Origin of the sequence: Pelomonas baiyunensis (assembly GCF_043555935.1) — a bacterium.
In the GTDB taxonomy this organism is placed as follows: Bacteria; Pseudomonadota; Gammaproteobacteria; order Burkholderiales; family Burkholderiaceae_C; genus Pelomonas; species Pelomonas baiyunensis.
The window spans coordinates 1-20,930 of record NZ_JBIGIB010000007.1; the positions used below are offsets into that span (position 1 = coordinate 1).

Annotated in this window: 21 protein-coding genes; 5 read left to right on the forward strand and 16 right to left on the reverse strand. The window is 67.7% G+C overall.

Going from position 1 to position 20,930, the window contains the following annotated elements; genetic code table 11:
• The first annotated feature begins 76 nt into the window (after positions 1 to 76).
• Positions 77 to 736 carry a hypothetical protein gene (locus ACG01O_RS20305; protein ID WP_394387233.1) on the forward strand — a complete coding sequence of 220 codons (660 nt, stop codon included), beginning with the start codon at positions 77 to 79 and terminating at the stop codon, positions 734 to 736.
• 121 nt (positions 737 to 857) lie between these two features.
• Here ACG01O_RS20305 and ACG01O_RS20310 read toward each other — a convergent pair whose 3' ends face one another.
• The 14 genes from ACG01O_RS20310 to ACG01O_RS20375 form a co-directional block, all read right to left on the reverse strand.
• A complete protein-coding gene (locus ACG01O_RS20310) occupies positions 858 to 2,648 on the reverse strand; it encodes a secretin N-terminal domain-containing protein (RefSeq protein ID WP_394387234.1) in 1,791 nt (596 codons plus the stop codon).
• The gene (locus tag ACG01O_RS20315; protein ID WP_394387235.1) at positions 2,645 to 3,058 is read right to left on the reverse strand and encodes a hypothetical protein; all 414 of its coding nucleotides are present in this window, start codon (positions 3,056 to 3,058) and stop codon (positions 2,645 to 2,647) included. Before ACG01O_RS20315 ends, ACG01O_RS20310 begins: the two co-directional genes overlap by 4 nt.
• Positions 3,055 to 3,774, reverse strand: coding sequence for a hypothetical protein (locus ACG01O_RS20320; RefSeq protein ID WP_394387236.1), 720 nt, complete (start codon positions 3,772 to 3,774; stop codon positions 3,055 to 3,057). Before ACG01O_RS20320 ends, ACG01O_RS20315 begins: the two co-directional genes overlap by 4 nt.
• Positions 3,771 to 4,451 (reverse strand): hypothetical protein, encoded by a 681-nt coding sequence (locus ACG01O_RS20325; protein WP_394387237.1) that lies wholly within the window; start codon positions 4,449 to 4,451, stop codon positions 3,771 to 3,773. The genes ACG01O_RS20320 and ACG01O_RS20325 overlap by 4 nt, the downstream gene beginning before the upstream one ends.
• Entirely contained in the window at positions 4,451 to 5,434 is a 984-nt protein-coding gene (locus ACG01O_RS20330) for a hypothetical protein (RefSeq protein ID WP_394387238.1), read from the reverse strand. The genes ACG01O_RS20325 and ACG01O_RS20330 overlap by 1 nt, the downstream gene beginning before the upstream one ends.
• Positions 5,434 to 9,000, reverse strand: coding sequence for a DUF6701 domain-containing protein (locus tag ACG01O_RS20335; protein WP_394387239.1), 3,567 nt, complete (start codon positions 8,998 to 9,000; stop codon positions 5,434 to 5,436). Before ACG01O_RS20335 ends, ACG01O_RS20330 begins: the two co-directional genes overlap by 1 nt.
• Positions 9,001 to 9,007: 7 nt before the next feature.
• The gene (locus ACG01O_RS20340; RefSeq protein ID WP_394387240.1) at positions 9,008 to 9,481 is read right to left on the reverse strand and encodes an agglutinin biogenesis protein MshP; all 474 of its coding nucleotides are present in this window, start codon (positions 9,479 to 9,481) and stop codon (positions 9,008 to 9,010) included.
• Complete coding sequence (locus ACG01O_RS20345) at positions 9,478 to 10,311, reverse strand: type II secretion system protein (protein ID WP_394387241.1); 834 nt, start codon at positions 10,309 to 10,311, stop codon at positions 9,478 to 9,480. The genes ACG01O_RS20340 and ACG01O_RS20345 overlap by 4 nt, the downstream gene beginning before the upstream one ends.
• Entirely contained in the window at positions 10,289 to 10,849 is a 561-nt protein-coding gene (locus ACG01O_RS20350) for a type IV pilus modification PilV family protein (protein ID WP_394387242.1), read from the reverse strand. Before ACG01O_RS20350 ends, ACG01O_RS20345 begins: the two co-directional genes overlap by 23 nt.
• A gap of 37 nt (positions 10,850 to 10,886) precedes the next feature.
• The gene (locus tag ACG01O_RS20355) at positions 10,887 to 11,342 is read right to left on the reverse strand and encodes a Tfp pilus assembly protein FimT/FimU (protein ID WP_394387243.1); all 456 of its coding nucleotides are present in this window, start codon (positions 11,340 to 11,342) and stop codon (positions 10,887 to 10,889) included.
• Between the two features lie 3 nt (positions 11,343 to 11,345).
• Positions 11,346 to 11,738: a type II secretion system protein gene (locus ACG01O_RS20360; RefSeq protein ID WP_394387244.1), complete on the reverse strand. Its 393-nt coding sequence runs from the start codon at positions 11,736 to 11,738 to the stop codon at positions 11,346 to 11,348.
• A gap of 157 nt (positions 11,739 to 11,895) precedes the next feature.
• Positions 11,896 to 13,125: a type II secretion system F family protein gene (locus ACG01O_RS20365; protein ID WP_394387245.1), complete on the reverse strand. Its 1,230-nt coding sequence runs from the start codon at positions 13,123 to 13,125 to the stop codon at positions 11,896 to 11,898.
• 40 nt (positions 13,126 to 13,165) lie between these two features.
• Positions 13,166 to 14,896 (reverse strand): GspE/PulE family protein, encoded by a 1,731-nt coding sequence (locus ACG01O_RS20370; protein WP_394387246.1) that lies wholly within the window; start codon positions 14,894 to 14,896, stop codon positions 13,166 to 13,168.
• Positions 14,893 to 17,427, reverse strand: a complete 2,535-nt coding sequence (locus ACG01O_RS20375; protein WP_394387247.1) for a GspE/PulE family protein — start codon at positions 17,425 to 17,427, stop codon at positions 14,893 to 14,895. Before ACG01O_RS20375 ends, ACG01O_RS20370 begins: the two co-directional genes overlap by 4 nt.
• 134 nt (positions 17,428 to 17,561) lie before the next feature.
• Between ACG01O_RS20375 and pcp the strand changes: the two genes are divergently transcribed.
• Complete coding sequence (pcp, locus tag ACG01O_RS20380; protein ID WP_394387248.1) at positions 17,562 to 18,215, forward strand: pyroglutamyl-peptidase I; 654 nt, start codon at positions 17,562 to 17,564, stop codon at positions 18,213 to 18,215.
• Here the strand turns inward: pcp and ACG01O_RS20385 are convergent, their stop codons facing one another.
• Together ACG01O_RS20385 and ACG01O_RS20390 are read right to left on the reverse strand one after the other, a co-directional pair.
• On the reverse strand, positions 18,216 to 18,398 hold the full coding sequence (locus ACG01O_RS20385) for an anti-sigma factor family protein (protein ID WP_394387249.1): 183 nt from the start codon (positions 18,396 to 18,398) through the stop codon (positions 18,216 to 18,218). It lies immediately after the preceding gene.
• Positions 18,399 to 18,406: 8 nt separating this feature from the next.
• Positions 18,407 to 18,988 carry a sigma-70 family RNA polymerase sigma factor gene (locus ACG01O_RS20390; RefSeq protein WP_394387250.1) on the reverse strand — a complete coding sequence of 194 codons (582 nt, stop codon included), beginning with the start codon at positions 18,986 to 18,988 and terminating at the stop codon, positions 18,407 to 18,409.
• 103 nt (positions 18,989 to 19,091) lie between these two features.
• Between ACG01O_RS20390 and ACG01O_RS20395 the strand changes: the two genes are divergently transcribed.
• The 3 genes from ACG01O_RS20395 to ACG01O_RS20405 are packed head-to-tail and all read left to right on the forward strand — an operon-like array spanning position 19,092 to position 20,923.
• Complete coding sequence (locus ACG01O_RS20395; RefSeq protein ID WP_394387251.1) at positions 19,092 to 19,355, forward strand: BufA1 family periplasmic bufferin-type metallophore; 264 nt, start codon at positions 19,092 to 19,094, stop codon at positions 19,353 to 19,355.
• A gap of 4 nt (positions 19,356 to 19,359) precedes the next feature.
• The gene (locus ACG01O_RS20400) at positions 19,360 to 20,226 is read left to right on the forward strand and encodes an MbnB/TglH/ChrH family RiPP precursor modification enzyme (protein ID WP_394387252.1); all 867 of its coding nucleotides are present in this window, start codon (positions 19,360 to 19,362) and stop codon (positions 20,224 to 20,226) included.
• On the forward strand, positions 20,216 to 20,923 hold the full coding sequence (locus ACG01O_RS20405; RefSeq protein WP_394387253.1) for an HvfC/BufC family peptide modification chaperone: 708 nt from the start codon (positions 20,216 to 20,218) through the stop codon (positions 20,921 to 20,923). Before ACG01O_RS20400 ends, ACG01O_RS20405 begins: the two co-directional genes overlap by 11 nt.
• Positions 20,924 to 20,930: the final 7 nt, after the last annotated feature.

A 20,930-nucleotide genomic window follows, 5' to 3' on the forward strand; every position in this document is an offset into this window, starting at 1 on the left:
CGCCACGAATCGCAGATTTGAAAGTGAACAGGAAAGTCAATGAAATCAACGATCTACCAACACCACCTCCGCGCCAGTGCTAGCTTTTCGTACCGTCACTTATTGCACTGAAAACGAGGAGACCCCGATTCGAAATCTTGTTGAAAAGCACGCTTGCAATACGCCTGACTCCGTCAGCAAAGTCATTCGTCCTGCCGACCAACGCATCCAATGGGACCTCAAGCCCGAGCCCTTCGGCCTGGACTGGCGGCCGTACTTTGCCGAGGGGTTGGCGATGTACGGGCGTGCCAAGAAGTCCTACGAAGAAGGCAAGTCCGCGATCAAGCGCGAAGACCGAGGCACCAAGCAAGTGCTGGGCGTGTTTGACCTGCACGCCTTCTTCGAGACCTTCCCGTTCGACGAGATTGACCCCGAGAACAAATCGCCCGACTACACGGCGATGATCAACGACTTCGCGTTCTACCAAATGGCCCCAGAGGACGCGCAGCAAGCCCTTGGCTTCGAAAACCAGCGCAAGCCCGTCGAGCAAGGCGTGGTCGCCATGCTGGCCCACGTGATCCGGCGCGACCCGAAGCGCACGGCGGCCTACCTGAACCTGGCCGACGCGCTGTGGCGCAACAGCAAAGACGCGCAGGCGGCCGGGTACTATACACAGTACGTCGCGCTCATGCAGCAAGCCGGCCAGTCCGCGCAGATTCCCAAGCGAGTCTTGCAGCGAACGCAGGTGGGGCGATAGGGCACGACCTGCAACGAGCCACCTGCACCTCGGCAATCGGGAAATATGGCGTAGCGGAGTAAACGCCCGCGCCGCTGGGCTGCGGCAGAGTCGACCTATTTCGGCGGGGGAAGCCTGACGATCAGCGGCTGTTGCTCGGCGCCGCTGTCGGCCCATCCAGGCGAATGACCCGGCGCGCGCGGCCTTCGGTGTCTTGCAGGGATTCGCTGACCAGGCGGTTGTGTTGCTCCCAGTCTTCGGCGCTGCGGATGATGCTGGGTTTGATCAGCACCACCAGTTCACGCTTGCGGCCGTTGTTGGCGCGGTTGCCGAACAGGGTGGAGGTGAGGGCGTTGCTGTCGGCGCCTGGCAGGCCAGAGCCGCGGCGGGTGGATTCCATCTGCATCAGGCCGCCGATGGCGACGATGTGCCCGTCGGGGATGCGCACCACGGTGTCGCTTTCGTTGACGCTGGCGCTGGCCAGCGGTAGGCGGAAGTTGCCCACCGAGCCCAGGTCCACCTGCTTGACCTTCTCTGTCACGCTGGACACCGAGGGGTGGATGTGCAGCGTGATCATGTCCGCCGCATCGATTTGCGGCGTGACGTCGAGCGCAATGCCGCTGAAGAACGGCGTCAGCGTGAGCGTCGGAATTTGGTTGGTGGTGCCATTGGTGCCGGAGTTGTTGGTGCTGCCGGAGTTGCTGCCGCTGATGCCGGTGATGAAGTAATCGTCAGTGCCGACCTTGAGCACGGCCTTTTGGTTGTTGAGCGTGGCAATGCGCGGGCTGGACAGGATTTGCGTGTCGCCGTGGCTTTCCACAAAGCTCAGCAGCGCCTGGAAACCGCCCCGGGCCAGTGCGAGGCCGAAGGTGCCGCCGCCCGCAGAGGGCAGGGGGATCAAATCGGGCCACGCGGGACTTTGGGTGCCGGTGGACAGCGTCGGCAAGCCGCGCGAATTGCTGACCAGCGGGTTGATGATGGAGCCCACGCCGCTGGGAATGGACGGGTTGACGCTGGTTTGGCCAATGGCACCCCGGTCGCCCACGCGGGACCAGTCGATGCCGCTTTGGTAGCCCTCGCGGAGTTCCACCTCGACGATCTTGGCTTCCAGCATGACTTGGCGTTCGACGGCTACGCGCGTGGCCTTCAGCCAGGCTTCCACGTGCCGCAGTTCGTCGGGCATGGCGCGCACCGCGACCGTGCCGGTTTGCGGGCTGGTGATGACGGTGCGGCCTTCGCCTGCACCCACCAGTGCCTTCAGGGCGTTGGCAGTTTCGGTCCAGAAGTCGCCAGACACCTTGGTGCTGAGTTGGCTGCTTTCCTGCTGCAGCACGGTGTTGTTGGCGCCGCCGGATGCAGGTGCGCCCGCACCCGGTGTGCCATTGCTGGCCGGTGCAGCGCCGGAGCTGACGCGAACTTCGCTGCGGCCCGAGCGTTGGTGGGCCAGCGCGTTGATGGTGAACACGCGGGTTTGCAGGGCCGGCGGGAACACGGTGATGCGTCGGCCGTCGATGGTGTAGTCAAAGCCGTAGACCTCGCGGATCGCGTCCAGCGACTCGCGCACGGTCACGCCTTTGAGCGTGACGGACAGCTGGCCCTGCACCGTCGGGTGCACGAGCATGCTGTAGCGCGTGTCCGTCACGAGAGACAAGAACACGTCGCGTGCGGGTGCGCCGTTCACGACCAGATCGAAGCGGGGCTCGGGCGGCAGCGCAGGCGCGACGGGCGCAACAGGTGCTGCTGCGACCGGGGCAACGGTTGCGGCCGACGCCGCCGCCGCGACGGCACCGGGCGCTGCGGGTGCCACACGCTGGGCTTGCAATTCATCGCGCAGGCTTTGGCTGGGTTGGGCCAAGCGCAGGGGCTTGTCGGCGCAGGCCGCCAGCAACAGCGCGGTGCTGAGCAACAGCAGACGGGGGGCGGGGGCCTTCATGGCTTCTCCTTGGATTTCTTGACGCCTGAGGCGACCGGGCTGGGCGTGGCAGCGGCGCTGTCGGGCCGCTTCTCCACGCCGCCGTACAGCGATTCGCGGCGCACGGTGCCGCTGGGCTCACGCAGCCAAACCGCGTGCTCGGTGATGCGTTCGATGCGCGCGCCGTCCAGGCTTTCGCCCACGGCGTAGCGGCGGCCGCGCTGCACAAGAAACGCGCGGCCCTCCACGAGCATGACCTGCCGCACGGCGGCGGCCGGCGCAGGGCCATCGACGCCCGAGGCTGCGGATGCGGCCTGCGCGGCGGCCACGGCGCTGCGCAGCGCGCTGGGCCACGTGGTGGGGTCGCGGGCCTCTTGCTGCGCCTGCGCGCAAACGGCGGCCACACACAGCAGCCCAACACCGGCCTTCATGGTGCCACCTTCAGTAAAAAGACTTGCACTTGCATGCGCGGCGCCTCCTGCCCCGCGCCCGCGGTGAGCGTGAGTTCACCCCAGCGCAGGCCGGGCAGTTCGCGCTCCAGCAATTGCACGTAGCGCTGCGCGGCGGGGTAGGGCCCTTGCACTTGCAGCTCTACGCCTTGCCAGCTCATGCCGGGCAGCAACGGCATGCCGTTTTGGCCGGGCTGCGCGGCGGGGCCGGACGCCGGGGGCGCGCTGACCGGGGCGTCTTCCAGCAGGCGCAGGCGCTCCAGCACAAGCCCGGGTTGCTGCGACAGCAGACGTTGCAGCACGGCTGACAAGCCCTCCGCCGAGCTGACCGCAGCGGTGTCGCGCAGGCCGTCGTCCAACCGGCTGCGTTCGGCCCGTGCGGCCTCCAGCTGTTGGCGCCAGGGCAGGGTGGCGTCGCCGGTGTTTTGGCTTGCCGCCACAAACTGCGCGCGAAGCTGAGCGATCTCGGTGTCTTGCTGGCGGCGTTGGTCAATGCGCGCCTGCTGCCGGGCAGCCATGGGCGACAGCACCCAGCTGTCAAACGCCGCAGCCAGCACCGCCACGAGGCACAGGAACAGGATGCCGCGCTCGCGCAGGCTCAATGCGTCGATGCGCTGCGCCTGGCGCGCCCACGCCGCTTGCAGCGGGGCGAGTTGCCGGGTGAGGAGCGCCCGGTCGATGCGGGTTTGGGCTTTCATCGCGCACCTCCTTGCGGTGCCGAGGCCGCTGCCGCGGGCGCGCTCACGACGCGAAAGCCCCACACCGGCAAGGCAGCCGGCAAGGCACCGGCATTTCGGTCAAACAGGTTGTTGGCATCGGCGGGCGAAGCGCCCACGCGGTCCACGCGCAGAGCGGTCAGCTCCTGACCTGCCATCAGCGGGTGCACGGCCAGTTGGCTCAACCAAGGGCGCAGCACCGCTGTGTTCAAGGTGCCACCGGCGAGTTCCAGGCGTCCGGGGGTGTAGCGCACTTCAGTCAGCCACGCGGCATGGGGCGCGCTGCGGGCCAGCAGGGCCAGCAGGTCAGAGTGCCTGAGCCCTGCGGCGTGGGCGCCATCGCGGCCTAGGCTCGTGAGCAGCGCACGGCGCTGCGCGTTGCCGGTTTCAAGTTGCTGCAGTTGTTGTTGCAAGGCGCTGGCGTCCTGCGGCGGTGGCAGACCCGCTTGGGCCACTTGCAACTGCTGGCGCTGCTGGGCCCACTGGGCCATCAGGGCTTGGTGCTCGGCTTCGGTGTGGCGCTCGCGCTGCTGCAGCCAGACCGATGCAGCCACGCCGGCCACGAGCATCACGGCCGTAGCCTGCAGCAACGTCAGCGCCGAGAAGTAGCGCTTGGGTGCCAGCAGGATGGGCGTGAGGAGGTTGATCTGCTGTGCCATCAGAGGGCCCGGTGTTCAGTGCGCAGGGCGGCGCCCAGCAGCGGCAGGCAGGCCGCAAGCGCGGCGCGCGCATCACCTTCGGGCGCTGGCGCTTGAGGCGCGAACGCGGCCCAGGGGTCCAGAGCCACGGTACGTTGGCCGAGTTCGCGCTGAATCAAGGCGGCCACGGCCGCGCCGTGGTCGGCTGTGACGACGTACAGCCGCGCCAGCGGCAGTTCGGGCCAGCTGCGCTCCCACACATCAATGGAGCGCTGCAACTCCACCACCAGGGGGGACTCCTGGTGGCTGGCGGCTTCAAAGTCACCGCCGGGTTGGTATTCGAACCCGAGCGGCACTTCGGCCGCGCTGGTGCTCGGCGCTTCACCGCGGGCGCGGGCCAACAGGCCGGGGTCGGCTTCCATGCGACGGGTGTAGAAGAGTTCGTCGCCCGCGCACACCACCAGCAGGCATTGGCTGTCGTCAATCAGCACAGCGGCGCAGGCGCGCGCACTGAGCTCGTCGCGGCGGGCTTGGTCGGCCAGCAGGTTGCGCAGGCCGGTCTCCCAAATGTCGACGATGGAGATCTCGGGGTGCACTTCCGCGGCGCCCGTGGTGAGCGCCTCGATGGCGCGGTTGCGGGCCGCCACCACGAACAGCTGGCGCTGCGGGCGATCCACATCACCGCCCACGTGCAGCACGTCCAGCGTCAGTTCGGTGCCGTCTACATCCACCATGTCTTTGATTTGCCAGCGGGCGGCGGCTTTCAGCTCCTGCTGAGGCACGTTGGGCGTGTCGACCTTGAGGATCTGGTAATGCGGCAGGTCCAGCACGGCAATCGCTTCACCGGCAGCCAGTGCGCGAGCTTCAGGCAGCAACCCCCAACGCAGCACCTGAGCGGGTTGCCCGTTGGGTGCGCCGTCGGTCAAGACAAAGGCGTGCTGCTCGCCCACGCGACGCAACACCAGGCGTTGCCCACTGCGGCGGGGCGACCAAGGCCAGCGCATCAATAGTTCTCCCGCTGGTAAATCACGCCATTGCTGCCGCGGTACAAGCCCCACACCGCGCGAGCGCTGGGGTCGCTGGTGGCCGCACTGCCGCACCATGCACCGCGCAATGCGGTGGCATTGGCACCCGTGGTGGCTGCGGTGGTGGCCGCCCAGCCGGCGGAGGTCTTGAGGCAAGACTGGTCGGTCGGCGGCGCACCGGCGCCCAGCGCAATCGCCAGGTCCAGGCTTCCCACGCGACCGCCGCCGGGGGCGGCGAGGGTGATGGCGCTGGTGCCACTCGGGTTGACCGTGACCGTGCTGGGGCTCATGACCGCATCGGCCGCGGTCAGTGTTTTGCGGAAGTTGCCGAAGCTCAGGTTCGCAGCGGTCACGCGGGTGCAGGCATCCAGAGGGTTGGTGATGAAGGCAGTGCCGTTCCAGTACTGGGCCGACAAGAGCAGCGTCAACGGCCGGTTGGCCGCGCTCATGCCATTTTGTAGGCGCAGCCGACCGTACCGAAGCGGGATTTGCCCCAGCAATGTGCGGTCCGTCCCATTTGCCGGTGAGTCGGTGTCGAGGTTGAAGCTCAGCATGCCCACGTTGTCAGCGTCCAACGGTGCGATGCCGAACTGTGCCGTGTCAAAAGGCCCGTCGGCGGTGGCCGCGCGCGCAGCCTTGGCGGTCAGGGTCACGGCCGCGGTGCCGGCGCTGCCACCGGTGGCCCAGGCGCCGGTGCTGGCCGAGGTGCTCAGCCGTCCGCCAGACTTGAACATGGTGGTGCCGCCAATGCCGGCCAAGTTGAAGTTGGCTGGCGTCGTCAGGCCCAGTTTGGCAAAGGTGTCGGTGTAGTTCTTCGTCGTGCCGCCGGCTGTGTTTTGTGCGGTGAGGGTGAAGCCGACGGTGAAATCTTCGTCCAGGTACGTGAAGCTGGATGCCGGCGTGCAGCTTTGCGCACTGCGGTGAACGGTGCTCACGCCGCTGACCGCAAAGCCGGCCGGCACAAAACGGCCCACGCGGTTGACCTGCGCGCCGCTGGCGTTGAACACGGTGGCGTCCAGCGCCAGGCCGCTGGACAGGAAGTTGGACACCACGCCCGTGGTGTTGAACTGGAAGCTGCCCGCCTCGCTGTAGCTCAGGTTGATGAACGACACCGTGCCCGAGCCTTGGCTGGTGATGACGCCGCTGCTGAACGTGCCGAGCACTCCGCCGACGGCGGCCGTGGGCGTTTGCGACCCGGCCAGTGCGGTGAGGGACACCGCCGTGCCGTAACTCGGCGTCAAGCCAGAGGCGGACACCTGGGCCAGCGTGGCACCGGCGTCGGGAATGCCGTCGCTGTTGCTGTCCGCCGTGCTGGACCAGCGGTAGGCGGACACCAGGCCGGTGAAGGCGGCGCCGGCTTTGCCAAACACGGCATCGGTGGCCAGGCTGCCACCCGGGTTCCCCACGCCCGACATGACCAGGCTGTTGATGGCCAACGTGAACGGCCGCACGATCAGGTCGCCGATGGAGCCACTGACCGTGGTGGCGGCGTAGGTGAGGGAGTCGTCGTCGAGGTTGAGCGTGTATTTGCCGATGTCGGTGGTGCCGAGGTTCAAGCTCGCCACGCCGGCGCTGAACGACAGGGCCAGGTTGTTGCTTGCTGGCCGCGCAGCGGGAATCGTCAGCGCCGGGCTCACCACGGTCGGCGCGGCCCAGGTACCGCCGCTGTCGGTGCGCCACAGCTTCAGGTTGCGTGTGCCGGTGAAGTCGGTGGCCACGCCGCAACTGCCCGTGGTGGGGTCTTTCTTGATGAGCGACACCTGCATGTCGTGCGGTCGACCGGCGACCACCACGTTGCTGCCCGCAATGCGGTTGCTCAGGTCCTCGGCCCAGACGAAGGCGTTGTCTCGGAAGCTGATCGTTGCGGACGTGGTGCTGGAACTGGGCACGGTGGGGTCCACCACCGTGAAGGTCAGGTTTTGGGCCAGGCTGTGGCTCAGACGCAATTGCACCGAGCCCGCATCGGCCACGGCGAACTGGTAGCTGGCCAGTCCGCTGTTCGCGGCACCTGGCGTCAACGTGCCTTGCGGCGCCCGGGCAAGGCCAGCTGTCCAGTCTCCGTCGGTGGTGGACGTGCTCAGGTTCACCGTGCCCGTGTAGTTCGTGATGGTGCTGCCCGTCGAATCTCGGGCCGTGATCGTGAGCGTTTGGGGCACGCAGGTCGACGCGGAACCCGTGCCGCTGATTGCAAAGCTCGCGACGGTGGCGGGCACGCAGTGGAACAGCTGCGACGCCGGGATGGCCACGTAGCTGCTGCTGCCGGGCGTGGCCCACTGAAGCCGGATCACAGCACCGCCCCCACGTTCGAAGAACTCCAGCGTGACCGGCACGTAGCTGCCGGCGTTCAGCGTCACGGTGCTGCTGACGTCATAGCTGGGGCTGTGGTCGGTCCAGTTGTCGATGACGTTGGTGCCGTTGATGTAGAGACGCACGCCGTCGTCCGACTGGGTGCGGAAGACGTAGTTGCCGGTGGTGGGCACGAGGATCAAGCCGGTCCAGCGGACCGAAAAGTCGTCGGCCCCGATGTTGGTGACGCCCGGCGTACCGCCCCCCCAGTCGAAGTCGACCGTGCTGTCGGTCCGGTCCACCTGCGTGCCACCAAAGTAGGCCCGCGCTACGCCGTTTTGGTTGTAGTAGGAACCGACCAGGCCGCCGGCCAAAGTGGTGGGCGCAAACGGAACGGACTGCGTGCTGTTGGCGAGGATGACATTGCCCGCCAGGTCTTTGACGTTGTTGACCGTCAGCGTTCGCGTGGCGGTCATGGCCGGCGTCATGGTCAAGGCCACGGCGGTACCGTCGCCCGCCAGCACCGCGCTGGTGATGGTGTGGCCGCCTGACAGGCTGTAGTTCGCGGCAGTCTGGGCCGTGGTGGGGTCCACGGTTTCCGAGAACGTGACCAGGATCTGGCTGGTGGCGCCGCAGGCCAACTGGGCGGAGCTGATGGTCGGCCGCGTGGTGTCGATCACGCCGCTGTACAGCCCTTGCGTGGCATTGCCCTTGGGCACCACCACGAAGGTGCTGCCCACCGGCGAGGGCCCGGCCCAGCTCAGCCGCACGCTTTGCTCGCCGCCGCGCTCGTAGTACTCCAGCTTGAACTTGTAGCGCGTGCCGGCGGTGAGGTTGTTGCTGCAACTGACTTGGTAGGCCGTGGTGGACTGGTCCACCCAGCGGTCCAGCAACAGCTCGCCGGCCTGGAAGATGCCGTCACCGTTGCAATCAATGCTCAAGCGAACGCCGTCATCCGCTTCCACCTGGAAGGTGTAGGCGCCGGTGCTGGGGATGAGGATGCTGCCGGTGTAGCGCGCCAAGTAGTTGTCGCTGCCCACGCCAGGCGCGGGCGAAGCGGTGGAGCGCAACACGGCGATGTTGGACTCGACCCGGTCCACCACGGCGCCCGAAGCCGGCACGGAGCTGGGTGGATTGCCGGTGTAGTTGAAATACTCCACGCGCACGCCCGGGGCGTCCTGCCCCCAGCTGACGGCAGGCCAGCAGGCGGCGCCGAGCGCGGCAACGCACCAGACCAGGCAACGCAGCAGCAAGTTCATGATGGGCTCATCGCGCCAGGCTCCGGCTGAGCTGGCGTTCGGTGTAGGTGGGTTCGTTGGACGCCGCATTCGGGCAAGCGCCGCCCGCGGGCAGGTTGCAGGCCGTGGCCAACAATTCGTAGAACACCAACGCGGTGCCACCGTCGCTCACGGTGCCGGAGCTGGGGGTGCGCACGCAGGTGACGGTGACGGTGAAGTCGGCCAACTGGCCGGGCAACTGGAAACTCTTCGTGGCCGGGCAGGCCGGCGGCGAGGTGGCCGTGAGCACCTGAAAGCTGCCCCACTCCAGCCCTGCCAGCGCGGCTTGGTAGGCCTTGGCGGCCGCGAGCTCGCCCGCGGAGCCAAGCTGCTGACGCTGGCTCAGTTGCGCGAGCGCCGTGCCCAAGGCGGCCAGCACCACCAAGATGAACAGCATGGACATCATGGTGAAACCATGGGCGCGATGGCGGCCACTGGTGGGGTGGGGCAGGGCACGCGTCATGGCAGGTTGTCCACGTGAACCGCGTGATACAGCGACACCGATTCGCCGTTGCGCGCCAGCGTGATCTGCAGCGACGCAAGTGCGTAGCGGGCACCCACGGCTCCGGCGCTGTAGGTGAATGTGCAGGCGCTGACGTCGCGACTCAGCACAGCGCTGGTGCCCGCTGTTGGCGGGTCAGGTTGGGTGCTGCTGAAGCCGTAGCCGGTGTAGCGGGTCAGCGTGCCGGCGGCGGTGTTGCATCGGTAGGTGACCGGCGGCTCGATGGCGTAGACCCGGTAGGGTGGCGCCATCAACGCGTTGGGCAGGGCCGCGCCGGTGAACGTGACGTTGCTGGCATTGCCGGCCGCGCTTGTGGCGGTGCGCACGTTGGCGAGGGTGTAGGCGTCGGCGTCGGCAATGCCGGCACCGAGGTTGAACCAGGCCAGCTGCTGGCTGGTATGGCTGAGCTTGCGCGGTGGGCCGATCACATCGAAACTGGTGTCCGCCGGCGAGGTGCCGAACTGCAGGGTGTCTCCCGACTCAGTGGCGTACCGCGCGCCGCCGCTGACCGGAATCAGCTCCACCGCCTGCGCGCTGGCCGACACGCGCACGCTGTTGGGCAGGGCGAGGGTCAGGTCGCGCGCCATGCGGCGCAGGGCGGTGTCGGCTTGGTCGCCCAGCTGAGCCCGCGAGCTGCTGGACAAATACGCGTTGGTGGCCGGCAGGATGAACACCGACACCACGCTGATGACGATGCCGGTGATGACGATCACCATCACCGCCTCGATCAGCGTGAAGCCCCGCTGCAGCGCCCAGGGGCGCGGGCGCTCAATCCGGCGAATTGGGCGCATAGCGGGTTCGCCAGCCTTGCAGGCTGAGGGTGGAGTTGTCAGGTGCGGTGACCGTGACGGTGATGCGCAGGGCGTCGGTGGACGCCACGGTGTCCAGCGCAGCCGCAGCAACGGCTACAGACGCGCTGTAGCCGCTGAGTCCCGCCACGGCGGTGTTGGCCGCGTCGCGGATGCCCGTCATGGAAAAGCCCGCGTAGTCGTTGACGTTGTTGAAGTAATTGGTGGGACCGTAGCGTGTCTGACCGGCCTCTGGCCCGCTGCTTTCGGCGAGCGTGGCGCAGCCGGATGCAGATGTGGCGGTTTCAACGTTGGCGTCGGTCGGGTCGCACCAGGTGAAGGGCATGAGCTCGACTTCACGCAGCAAAGATTCAGCGATGGCGAGTTGCTGGCGCCGGATCATGGGGTCGGCGCTGGCCAGCGTGGCGGTGGTGAACACGCGCAGCATGGCCGACAGGGCGATGCCCACGACCACCACAAACAGCAACAGTTCGATCAGGGTCAGGCCGTGCTCGCGCAGCCTGCGGTGCGAAGCCGGCATGGGCCGGATGCTAGCCGAGCGGTGCATGGGCAAAGGCTCAAGGAGTCGGATAAATCAGCCCGGTATCGGCCTCGATGCGGTAGGCCTGGCTGTAGCTGCCGTAGGCCACCGTGGCCACCAGTGCCGTGCCGGTGCTGGTGACGACCGCGCCGGTGTTTCCACTGTTGAAGGTGACGGTGCGACTGCCGCCTTCCGCGATGCAGGGCGACTCGGTGCTGGGGCAGCTGAGCGTGCCCAGGGCGGTGCCGTTGCTGTAGGCCCAGCTCACGCCAGAGCCGGTGAGGGTGGCCACGATGGGCCGACGCTGCTGCAAGGCCAGCCGCAGCATGCCCTGGTGGCGCGCCTGCAGGTCGTCTCCAAATGAGCGCAGCCGCCACATCGTGGTGTCCAGCACCTTGGGCAGGGCGAACACCGCGAGGGCGGCTGTGATCACGATGACGAGGATGAGCTCGACCAGCGTGAAGCCCGCGTCAGCGCGCGGGTGGCTCCGCATGGATCAGGAGATGCCGGTGGCCGTGAAGGTGGCCGTCTTGGCGCTCACGCCCGTCACGGTGCAGGTGGTGGTGGCGTCAGCCGCGATGGCGGCAGCAGTGATGGTGTAGCCCGACGGCAGGCCGCCTTGCAAGGCGTTGGCCACATCGGTGCAGTTGGCCACAGCCACGGTCTTGTTGGTGGCGGCGTTGCCGGTTTCGCCCTTGGCCTTGCGGCTGGCGTAGTTCACTGCAGAAGCCGAACTCAGCGCGCCAGCCACGCCGTTTACGGCGGCTTGCTTGGCGTCGTCGTCCACGTTGACGAACTTGGGCAGCGCCACGGCGGCGAGCACGCCCAGGATGACGATGACCATCACGAGTTCGATCAGGGTGAAGCCGGCTTGTTGGGACTTGTTCATGAAGACCTTCCTGCGCAGTTGCGAAACGCCCCGCTGGGGCAGTGCCTGAACTATCGGCCAGCCACAACCGCCCTCCAAGTGAATTGCGCACGCGTTTCGTGACAGGCTGCCGCTCGGCTGCAATCCGTTGCAGGCTTCACACGCGGCGCCACACACGTCACTTGCCCATGGCGGCCTGACCCAAGTTCCACAGCGGCAAGAACACGCCCAAGGCCAGCACCAGCACCAGCGCGCCGATGATGGCCAGCAGGATGGGCTCGATGGCGGCAGACAGCCCCTTGATGGCGTAGTCCGTCTCGCGCTCGTACATCTGCGCGATCTCGGTCATCAGGGTGTCGAGCTCGCCGGTTTCTTCGCCCACCGCAATCATTTGCAGCACGATGGGCGTGAACACGCCAGTGGCCGTGGCGCAGCGCGAAATGCTTTCGCCGCGCTCCACGCCGTCGCGCATTTGCTCGATGCGAGCGCCGATGTAGGCGTTGTCCACGGTCTGCGCCACCACCGTCATGGCCTGGCTGATGGGCACGCCCGAACTGCTGGCCAGCGCAAAGCTGCGGGCAAAGCGCGCCAGCGTGGCCTTGAGCACAATGTTGCCGGCAATGGGCAGCCGCAGCTTGAAGCGGTCCCAGGCGTAGCGGCCCGCCGGCGTGCCCACCCAGTGCTTCCAGCCATACACGGCCGCGCCTGCACCCGCCAGCACAGCCGGCCACCAGCGCACCGTCCACGATGAGAAACCCAGCAGGATGCGGGTCATCAGCGGCAGGTCCGTCTTGAAGTGCGCGAACACGTCCGCGAACTTTGGCAACACGAACAGGTTGATCACCATCAGCGCGATGCCCATCGCAATGATGACCATCATGGGATAGCGCAGCGCCTGTTTGATGCGGGCACGGATGTCGAGCTCGAACTCCAGGTGCGACGACAGGCGCTGAAACACTTCGGTCAGCCGGCCCGTCAGTTCGCCCACGCGGGTCATGGCCACGTAGAACGTGCTGAACACCGCCGGATGGCGCGCAAAGGCGGTGGCCAGCTCGCGGCCTTGGTCCAGGCTGGAGCGCACGTCTTGCAGCAGGCGGACGAGCCCCGGGTGCGAGGTGGAGGCCTCCAACCCCGCCAAGGAGCGCAGGATGGGCACGCCGGCCTTTTGCAGGGTGTAGAGCTGGCGCGTCAGCACCAGCGTGTCTTCCGCGCTGACGGGGCGGGCCAGCAGGGCCTCCAGCCAGCCGCCCTGCGTGACCGGGCCCGCCACGTCCTGCGTGGCTTCGATGCTGACCGGCACCACGCCGCCCGCCAGCAGCTGGCTGGCGACAGCGTCGCCGTTGACGGCGTCCATGACGCCTTGCACCAGTTCACCCCGGCCGTTGCGGCCCTTGAAGGCGTAGTTCATGCGGCAACCTCAGTGCGGTAGGTCGAGCCGGCAGCACGCGTCATTCGGTATCCACGCTGATGCGCACGGCCTCGGCCAGCGAGGTTTTGCCGGCGCGCACCAGCGCCAGGCTGCGGTCGGCCAGCGTTTTGCCGCGCAGCGAGCGGCGCGCGGCCGCCAGGAAGTCGCCCGCATCGCTGCGCTGGATGGCCAGGGCCATGTCGGGGTCGATCTCCAGCATCTCGTAAATGCCACGGCGCCCTTGGTAACCCGTGCCGTTGCATTCCGAGCAGCCCACGCCCTTCACGCTGGGCACGGGGCCGGGGGCTTCGCCGTTCAGCGTCAGCACCTCGTTGACCCAGGCCTGCTCTTGCGGCGTGGCCACATGGGGTTCGGCGCAGTGCTTGCACACGCCGCGCAACAGGCGCTGGGCCAGCACGGCCTGCAGTGATGTGGCCACCATGAAGGGCGGCGCCCCCATGTCCAGCAGCCGGAAGGGCGTGGAGAGCGTGTCTTTGGTGTGCAGCGTGCTCAGCAGCAGGTGGCCGGTGATGGCGGCGCGAAGGCCGATTTCAGCGGTCTCGGCGTCGCGCATTTCGCCCACCAGGATCACGTCCGGGTCTTGCCGCAGGGCCGCGCGCAGCACGCGGGCGAAGTCCAGCTCGATCTTGTCGTTCACCTGCACCTGGGTCAGCCCGGGCAAGCGGTATTCGACCGGGTCTTCCACCGTGATGATCTTCTGCTGCTCGGCGTCAATTTCTGCCAGTGCGGCATACAGCGTGGAGGTTTTGCCCGAGCCCGTAGGGCCGGTCACCAAAATCATGCCGGCGTCGCGCCCGAGCAGCTCACGGAAGCGCTTGAGCATGTCGTCGGGCATGCCGATGTCGCCCAGTCGGCGCAGCGCCGAGCCCTGGCCCAGCAGGCGCATGACGACGGATTCGCCGTACTGGCTGGGCATGGTGGACAGGCGCACATCCAGCGTGCGGTCGCTCAGGCGCAGCGTGAAGCGGCCGTCTTGCGGCAGGCGCTTCTCCGAGATGTCGAGGCCGGCCATCAGCTTCAGGCGCTGGGCCAGCGCGGGGGCGATGCGCTTGTCAGCCTGCGTCATGGTTTGCAGCAGGCCATCCACGCGGTTGCGAATCAGCAGTTCACCTTCCTGCGGCTCGATGTGCACGTCTGACGCGCCGGCGCGCGTGGCGTCTTCGAACACGCTTTGCAGCAGGCGCACCACTGGCGCGCCTTCCTGGCCGACGCTGGCTTGCAGGGTGCCAAAGTCCACCGCATCGCCGATGTCCTTTTCCAGCGCCTTGGCCAGGCCGGAGATCTCGTCGTTGCGGCGGTAGTGCTTGTCGTACACCGCAGCCAACTGGCTTTCGGCCACCACCGCCATGGCCAGGCGGCGCTTCAGGACCTTGGCCAGCTCGTCAAAGCCGAACAGGTCCAGCGGGTCGGCCATGGCCACCAGCAGCGTGTCGCCGCGCTCCTCCAGCACCAGCGCGCGAAAGCGCCGGGCCGGTGTTTCAGGCAGCAGCCGCACCAGTTCCGTTTTGAGCGGAAAGGTCTTGAGGTTCACGAACGGGGCCCGCAGCTGCCGCGCCAGCACGTGGGCCAGGGCTTCCTCGGTGATGAGGTTGGCCTCGATCAGGATGCGCCCCAGCTTCTTGCCGGTGGCCCGCTGCAGTTCCAGTGCCTGCGTGAGTTGATCGGCGGAGATGAGCTGCTGCTCGACGAGCACGTCCCCCAGGCGCAACTTGGGGCGGGGGGCGGCGGCGGTCTCGGCGGTGTCCGTCATGTGTTGCTGGTGGCGTGAACTTCAGCGATGGTGGTGATGCCCTGGAGCACTTTCAGAATGCCGTCTTGCCGCAGCGTGCGCATGCCCTCGGCCAGCGCGGCCTGCTGCAGTTCCTCGGCGCGGGCGCCGGTCTGGATCAGCCGGCGCAGGGTTTTGCTGACCGACAGCAGCTCGTGCAGCCCGGCGCGGCCCTTGTAGCCTGTGCCGCCGCAGGTGCCGCAGCCGGGGCTGGTGTGCTTCATCAGTCGGCCTTGCTGGCCGTGATTCTTGATCCACTCCGCCATCAGCGCGAGGCGGCTGGGGCGTGCATCGGCGGGGAAAACGTGCACATAGTCATCCAGCAGCTCGCCCAGTTCCGCCTCCGTCATGGGCACGCTGGTCTGGCAGGCCGTGCAACTGCGGCGCACCAGGCGCTGGGCCAGCACGGCCAGCAACGAGTCGGCGAAGTTGAACGGGTCCATGCCCATGTCCAGCAGGCGCGTGATGGTTTCCGGCGCGCTGTTGGTGTGCAGGGTGGAGAGCACCAGGTGGCCGGTCAGCGAGGCCTCGACGGCGATCTCGGCGGTTTCCTGGTCGCGGATTTCGCCCACCATGATGACGTCGGGGTCGGCGCGCAGGAAGGCGCGCAACGCCTTGGCAAAGGTCCAGTCGATCTTGGGGTTCACCTGCACCTGGCGCAGCCCGGCCTGGGTGATTTCCACCGGGTCTTCAGCCGTCCAGATCTTGCGCTCGGGCGTGTTGATGTGGCTGAGCGCCGAGTGCAGCGTGGTGGTCTTGCCCGAGCCGGTGGGGCCCACGCACAACACCATGCCGTAGGGCCGCGCCACCGCAGCTCCGAGCGCAGCAAAGTTGGCCGGCGTCAGCCCGATGCGGTCCAGCGGCATGGGCTTGCTGCTGGCCAGCAGGCGCATCACCACATCTTCCAGGCCGTTGTTGGTGGGAATGGTGGCCACCCGCAGCTCCAGCTTGTGCTGGGCCGAGAAGCGGGCGAAGTTGATCTTGCCGTCCTGCGGCTTGCGGCGCTCGGAGATGTCGAGGTCGCACATGATCTTGATGCGCGCGATGACCGCGTTGCGGTAGGTGTGCGGCAGCTCCAGGTAGGGCTGCAACACGCCGTCGCGGCGGAAGCGGATCTTGAGCTTTTCGCGGCCCGGGTAGGTCTCGATGTGGATGTCGGACACGCCCTGGCCGTGGGCTTCGATGATCATGGTGTTGATCAGCCGCACCAGCGAGTTGTCGCTCTGCTCGATCGACGACTCTTCTTCCTTGTGGCCCCGGTCGCTGCTGTCGCGCTCCAGGCTTTCGATCAGCTTGTTCGAGGTGTCCAGCGCGAAGTCGGGCTGGAAGTCCGGCAGCGTGTCGGTGTTGCTGCGGTTGACCGCCTCGGCGCCGAAACGGTCGAAAGCCGAGGGAATGGCGAACTGCAAGGTGCCGAGCTTGGTCAGCGTGGGCACCACCTTGAGCTGGGTGATGAACTCCACCTCGTCCAGCGCATCGCGGCGGGTGGGGTCTTCCATGGCCACGATCAGCCGGCCTTCGCGCAGCACCAGCGGCAGCACCTCCAACCGCTTGGCCACGGCATGAGGCAGCTTGCGCACCGCGTCGGGCTCGATGGCGAAGCGTTCGACGTCCACCACCGGATAGCCCATCTTGCGGGCCAGGGCCGATTGCAACTGCGCGCGGCTGATCACGCCCCGGCGCACCAGCAGTTCGCCCAAGGGCACCGAGCGGTCGTCGCGTTGCTGTTCCAGCGCCAGTTCCAGCTGTTCTGGCGTCACGAGCTCCAGCGCCAGCAGCGCCTCGCCGATGCGCACCATGGGCATGCGTGCCTGCTGCTCAATCGCCAGCAACAGTTGCTCGGCAGTCACGATCTGCCGGTCCACCAGGATGTCGCCCACCCGTCGCTGGCGCAGCGCCGCCTGCTCTGCCGCCGCGTCGTCCAGCACTTCGGGCGACACCAGGGCTTCTTTCACCAGCAAGTCGCCCAGGCGTTCGCCCACCTCGAAGTGCTGCAGCACTTCGCGTGGAATGAACACGCGCCGCACGCTGTCGTCGGTGTCGGACAGCGGGGGGAAGAGGAACAGCCCCAGCGCGTCGTGGTGGTGGCCGATGGTCACGCCCTTGAGCTCACCCCCGCCGTTGAACGTGACCCGGAAGTCCGCACGGGGCCGGTGGTCCAGGCTCAGCGGCGAGCCGAGGTCCGCCGGGTCGCGCGGTGGCACACCGATGGGCAACTGCAGCTTGATCGCCCGAAACTGGCTGAACTTCAGCGGCATGCTGTTGCGGGCCGGCGGCACGTTGATGTGCACCGTGCGCTGCGCCGTGTCCAGCGACAGCAGCTGACCCAGGCTTCGGCTGTTGTTCAGCCCCAGGATCTCGCAGGCCTCAGGTTGGCGCTGCACCTGCGGCTGCGGGTAGGCCGCATACGGCGGGCTTGGCCACGCGAAACCGTCCAGAGTGACCTCACCCGACGCGGGCGGCGTCGGGGTGTCGGCATGGGGCCAGGGCAGGGGCTGGGACGGGTCGATCATGAACTGCGGCAAGAACTTGCGTTCGATTATGAAGGCCGAGCCTGAAGTTCAGCCGCTGAAAAACACACGCTGCGCCGGCCTTGAAGCGGGCGTTTGAGCTCGCGCAAGGGTCAGAGTTCGGAGAATGCGCAGCCATGAACATCCTGCTCACCGGCTTCGAGCCGTTCGACGGCGACGCCATCAACCCGTCATGGGAAATTGCCCGCGCCCTGCACGGGCAGGTCATCGGGGGCGCCACGGTGCATGCGCGCTGCCTGCCGACGCGCTTCCAGGGCGCGCCGCAGGCGCTGCACGATGCGCTGCTGCGGTTCCGGCCGCAGGTGGCGGTGAGCCTGGGTCTGGCCAGCGGCCGGGCGGACATCTCCATCGAGCGCGTGGCCGTGAACCTGATTGACGCGCGCATTCCCGACAACGGCGGCGACCGCCCGCAGGATGTGCCCGTGCGCGCGGGCGCGCCGGACGCCTACTTCTCCACGCTGCCCGTGAAGGCCATGCGTGACGCGCTGCGTGCGGCCGGACACCCGGCGGGGCTGTCACTCACCGCCGGGGCGTTTGTGTGCAACCAGGTGTTTTTTGAGCTGCAGCATGCGCTGGCCGGGCAGGGGCGGCGCAGCGGGTTCATCCACGTGCCCGCGCTGCCGGAGCAGGCCGCCCGGGCGGCCCCGTCGGTACCCAGCATGGGCTTGAGCGCGCAAATCGACGCCATCCGGCTCGCCGTGGCCGTGGCGGTGGGGGCTGTGGAGGTGCCGGCAGGGCGGGGCGCGGACGAAGGCGCGCCCACGGCCTGATCAGTCGCCGCTGTACTGCCGCCAGCGGGCGCTGGCCTTTTGCATCAGCGCCAGTTGCCGAGCAAAGGCGCGGCAGTTGCGGCACACACGCTGGTGCAGGCGCATGGACAACCGCTGCGTCAGCGGCAGGCTGCGGTCTTCGGCCTGAACCGCCAGGCGCGTGGCCTCGCGGCACGTGATCATCCAGCCCTTCACTTCACGCCTCCTGCCGGCAGGTTGTCGAACCAACTCAGCTGCAGGCACTCGCGCAAGCGCAAGCGTGCCCGGTGCAGCATCACCCACAGGTTGGTCGAGGAGATCGCCAATTCCTTGCAGATCTCGTCGGTGTCCAACTCCAGCCACTCGCGCAGCATGAAGAGCCGCCCTTGCTGGCCGGGCAGCTTCTCGACGCAGGCTTCCAGCACCTTCATGAAGTCCACCTGACGCAAGGCGTCGTCCGGCCGGCCCCAGTCGTGCGGAGCGTCACGCCAGTGGCCGTCGGGCCCGAAGAGCAGGTCGTCCAGGTCTTGTTCGTCTTCGTCCGACGTCGGCAGCGCCGCCTCGCGGCTGTTCTTGCGAATCTGGTCGATCAGCTTGTGCTTCAGGATGCCAATCAACCAGGTCTTGAGCTGGCTGGCGCCCGTGAAGGCCTGGGGCTTTTCGAGGGCGGCCAGCAGGGTGTCGGACACCGCATCCTCCGCCCACGCCGGGTTTCGCAGCTGCAGCCCGGCGTACTTCATCAGCACGGGCCGAAGGGTTTCAATCTGGCGGGCAAACTCGGTGTGCGCGGTCATGGCGCGGCGCAGTGTAAGGATTTCGCCACCGCTTGCGACCGAAGGTGGCGCGACGCATCATGCGCCGCCGAGAACCCCCGTCAACCTTTTCAAGGACCGTCCCATGAAGAACCCCACGATCGTCTCCACCGCCCTGGCCACCGCCCTGTCGCTCGGCCTCGTGGCCCACGCGCAAGCTGCTGAAGGCGGCAAGGAGAAGTGCTACGGCATCGCCAAGGCGGGCCAAAACGACTGCGCCAGCGCCAGCGGCAGCCATTCGTGCGCCGGCCAGGCCAAGGCGGACAAGCTGCCCGACGAATGGAAGTTCGTGGCCAAGGGCACCTGCGAGAAGGAAGGCGGCAAGACCCAAGCGCCGGCCAAGAAGTAAGTTGTTGGCGGAGCCTCTTCACACGCCGGGCACGCCGCGGCCCGGTGCGGTGGGCATCGGCTGGCGCCAGCCTCACTACGAGGCGGTGCTGGCCGAGCTTCCGGCCGTGGACTTTCTGGAAGTCCACAGCGAGAACTTCTTTGCGGAAGGCGGCGTCAGCCTGGCCGTGCTGGAGGCCGGCCGGGCGAAGTACCCGGTCAGCCTGCACGGCGTGGGTCTGGGGCTCGGCTCTGCCGCGGGGCTGGACGCCCACCATGTGGACCGCTTAGCGCGGCTGGTGCAACGCATCGAGCCCGCGTGGGTGTCCGACCATGCCTGCTTCGCCCAGGTGGGCACGGGCCTGCATGCCGGCGACTTGCTGCCGGTGCGTTTCGACGACACCACGCTGGCCGACATGGCCCGCCACGTGGAACAGGTGCAAGAGCGCCTGGGCCGCAGCATCCTGGTGGAGAACATCAGCGCGTACGTCGGCTGGGCCGGTGACACCCTGGCGGAGCCGGAGTTCTTCAACCTGCTGACCCAGCGCAGCGGCTGCGGCTTGCTGCTGGATGTGAACAACCTGGTGGTGAATGCCCGCAACGAGGGGGCATCACCGGACGCTGCTGCGCGTGCCGCCATGGCCTGGATCGACGCCCTGCGGCCCGGCATCGTGGGCGAAGTCCACCTGGCCGGCCACGCCGTGCGGCCCGATGGTTTGGTGATCGACGACCACGGCAGCTTGGTGCCTGATGCGGTTTGGACGGCCTACGCCCATGCGCTGGAGCGCTGCGGCCCTGTGGCCACGCTGATCGAGTGGGACACCGATGTGCCGCCTCTAGACGTGTTGCTGGGGCAAGCCCGGCGCGCTGCACGGGGTGGTCATGTCGTTTGACGCCCGAGCCGAACAGCAGGCGCTGCTGGACGCGCTGCTTGGGCGTGGCGCCGCCCCGCACAGCCTGCGCAACTCGGAGCGGGGCCTGCCGGTGTACCGCGGCAACTTGGCCGCGCTGGCGGCGCAGGCCCTGGCCGTGTCGTTCGGCCGCCTGAAAGCCGCCTTGGGCGAGGCCGATTTCGCATCGCTGGCCTGGACTTTTTGGCGACACGACCCGCCCGTCGACGGTGACCTCGGCGAATGGGGCCAGCGTTTGCCAGAGTTCCTGGCCGAGCGAGCCGGGGAGGGCTCGGGCCTGCCGGACCTGGCCCGGCTGGACTGGGCGTTGCACGCCTGTGAACGCGCCGTCGATGGCGTGTTCGATGCCGCGTCGCTGCACCGCCTGGGCGACACGCCGGCGGAGTGCCTCATGCTGGCGCTGCGGCCGGGCCTGCGTGTGGTGCCGCAGCAGACCGGCGATGTGTTGGTGTGGCGGCTGGGCTTTCGGGCCCGCACGCGCGAACTGGAAGTCGGCGAGGCTGTGTTCTTTCGGGCGGTGTTGACCGGAGCGACCCTGGCCAGTGCATTGGCGAGCGCGTCGGCTGCCCCCCAGGTGAAAGGTTTGGCTGGCTGCACCGACTTTGACTTCAGCGCCTGGCTGCAAGCGGCCCTCCAAGAAGGGTGGCTGTGCGGTGTGCGTGTCACTCCTGCCACCTGATCGGACC

Coding starts and splice junctions, on each gene's coding strand:
- ACG01O_RS20310 (WP_394387234.1), bottom strand. CDS start 2,648: ATGAAGGCCCCCGCCCCCCGTCTGCTGTTGCTCAGCACCGCGCTGTTG.
- ACG01O_RS20315 (WP_394387235.1), bottom strand. CDS start 3,058: ATGAAGGCCGGTGTTGGGCTGCTGTGTGTGGCCGCCGTTTGCGCGCAG.
- ACG01O_RS20320 (WP_394387236.1), bottom strand. CDS start 3,774: ATGAAAGCCCAAACCCGCATCGACCGGGCGCTCCTCACCCGGCAACTC.
- ACG01O_RS20325 (WP_394387237.1), bottom strand. CDS start 4,451: ATGGCACAGCAGATCAACCTCCTCACGCCCATCCTGCTGGCACCCAAG.
- ACG01O_RS20330 (WP_394387238.1), bottom strand. CDS start 5,434: ATGCGCTGGCCTTGGTCGCCCCGCCGCAGTGGGCAACGCCTGGTGTTG.
- ACG01O_RS20335 (WP_394387239.1), bottom strand. CDS start 9,000: ATGAACTTGCTGCTGCGTTGCCTGGTCTGGTGCGTTGCCGCGCTCGGC.
- ACG01O_RS20340 (WP_394387240.1), bottom strand. CDS start 9,481: ATGACGCGTGCCCTGCCCCACCCCACCAGTGGCCGCCATCGCGCCCAT.
- ACG01O_RS20345 (WP_394387241.1), bottom strand. CDS start 10,311: ATGCGCCCAATTCGCCGGATTGAGCGCCCGCGCCCCTGGGCGCTGCAG.
- ACG01O_RS20350 (WP_394387242.1), bottom strand. CDS start 10,849: ATGCCGGCTTCGCACCGCAGGCTGCGCGAGCACGGCCTGACCCTGATC.
- ACG01O_RS20355 (WP_394387243.1), bottom strand. CDS start 11,342: ATGCGGAGCCACCCGCGCGCTGACGCGGGCTTCACGCTGGTCGAGCTC.
- ACG01O_RS20360 (WP_394387244.1), bottom strand. CDS start 11,738: ATGAACAAGTCCCAACAAGCCGGCTTCACCCTGATCGAACTCGTGATG.
- ACG01O_RS20365 (WP_394387245.1), bottom strand. CDS start 13,125: ATGAACTACGCCTTCAAGGGCCGCAACGGCCGGGGTGAACTGGTGCAA.
- ACG01O_RS20370 (WP_394387246.1), bottom strand. CDS start 14,896: ATGACGGACACCGCCGAGACCGCCGCCGCCCCCCGCCCCAAGTTGCGC.
- ACG01O_RS20375 (WP_394387247.1), bottom strand. CDS start 17,427: ATGATCGACCCGTCCCAGCCCCTGCCCTGGCCCCATGCCGACACCCCG.
- pcp (WP_394387248.1), top strand. CDS start 17,562: ATGAACATCCTGCTCACCGGCTTCGAGCCGTTCGACGGCGACGCCATC.
- ACG01O_RS20385 (WP_394387249.1), bottom strand. CDS start 18,398: ATGATCACGTGCCGCGAGGCCACGCGCCTGGCGGTTCAGGCCGAAGAC.
- ACG01O_RS20390 (WP_394387250.1), bottom strand. CDS start 18,988: ATGACCGCGCACACCGAGTTTGCCCGCCAGATTGAAACCCTTCGGCCC.
- ACG01O_RS20395 (WP_394387251.1), top strand. CDS start 19,092: ATGAAGAACCCCACGATCGTCTCCACCGCCCTGGCCACCGCCCTGTCG.
- ACG01O_RS20405 (WP_394387253.1), top strand. CDS start 20,216: ATGTCGTTTGACGCCCGAGCCGAACAGCAGGCGCTGCTGGACGCGCTG.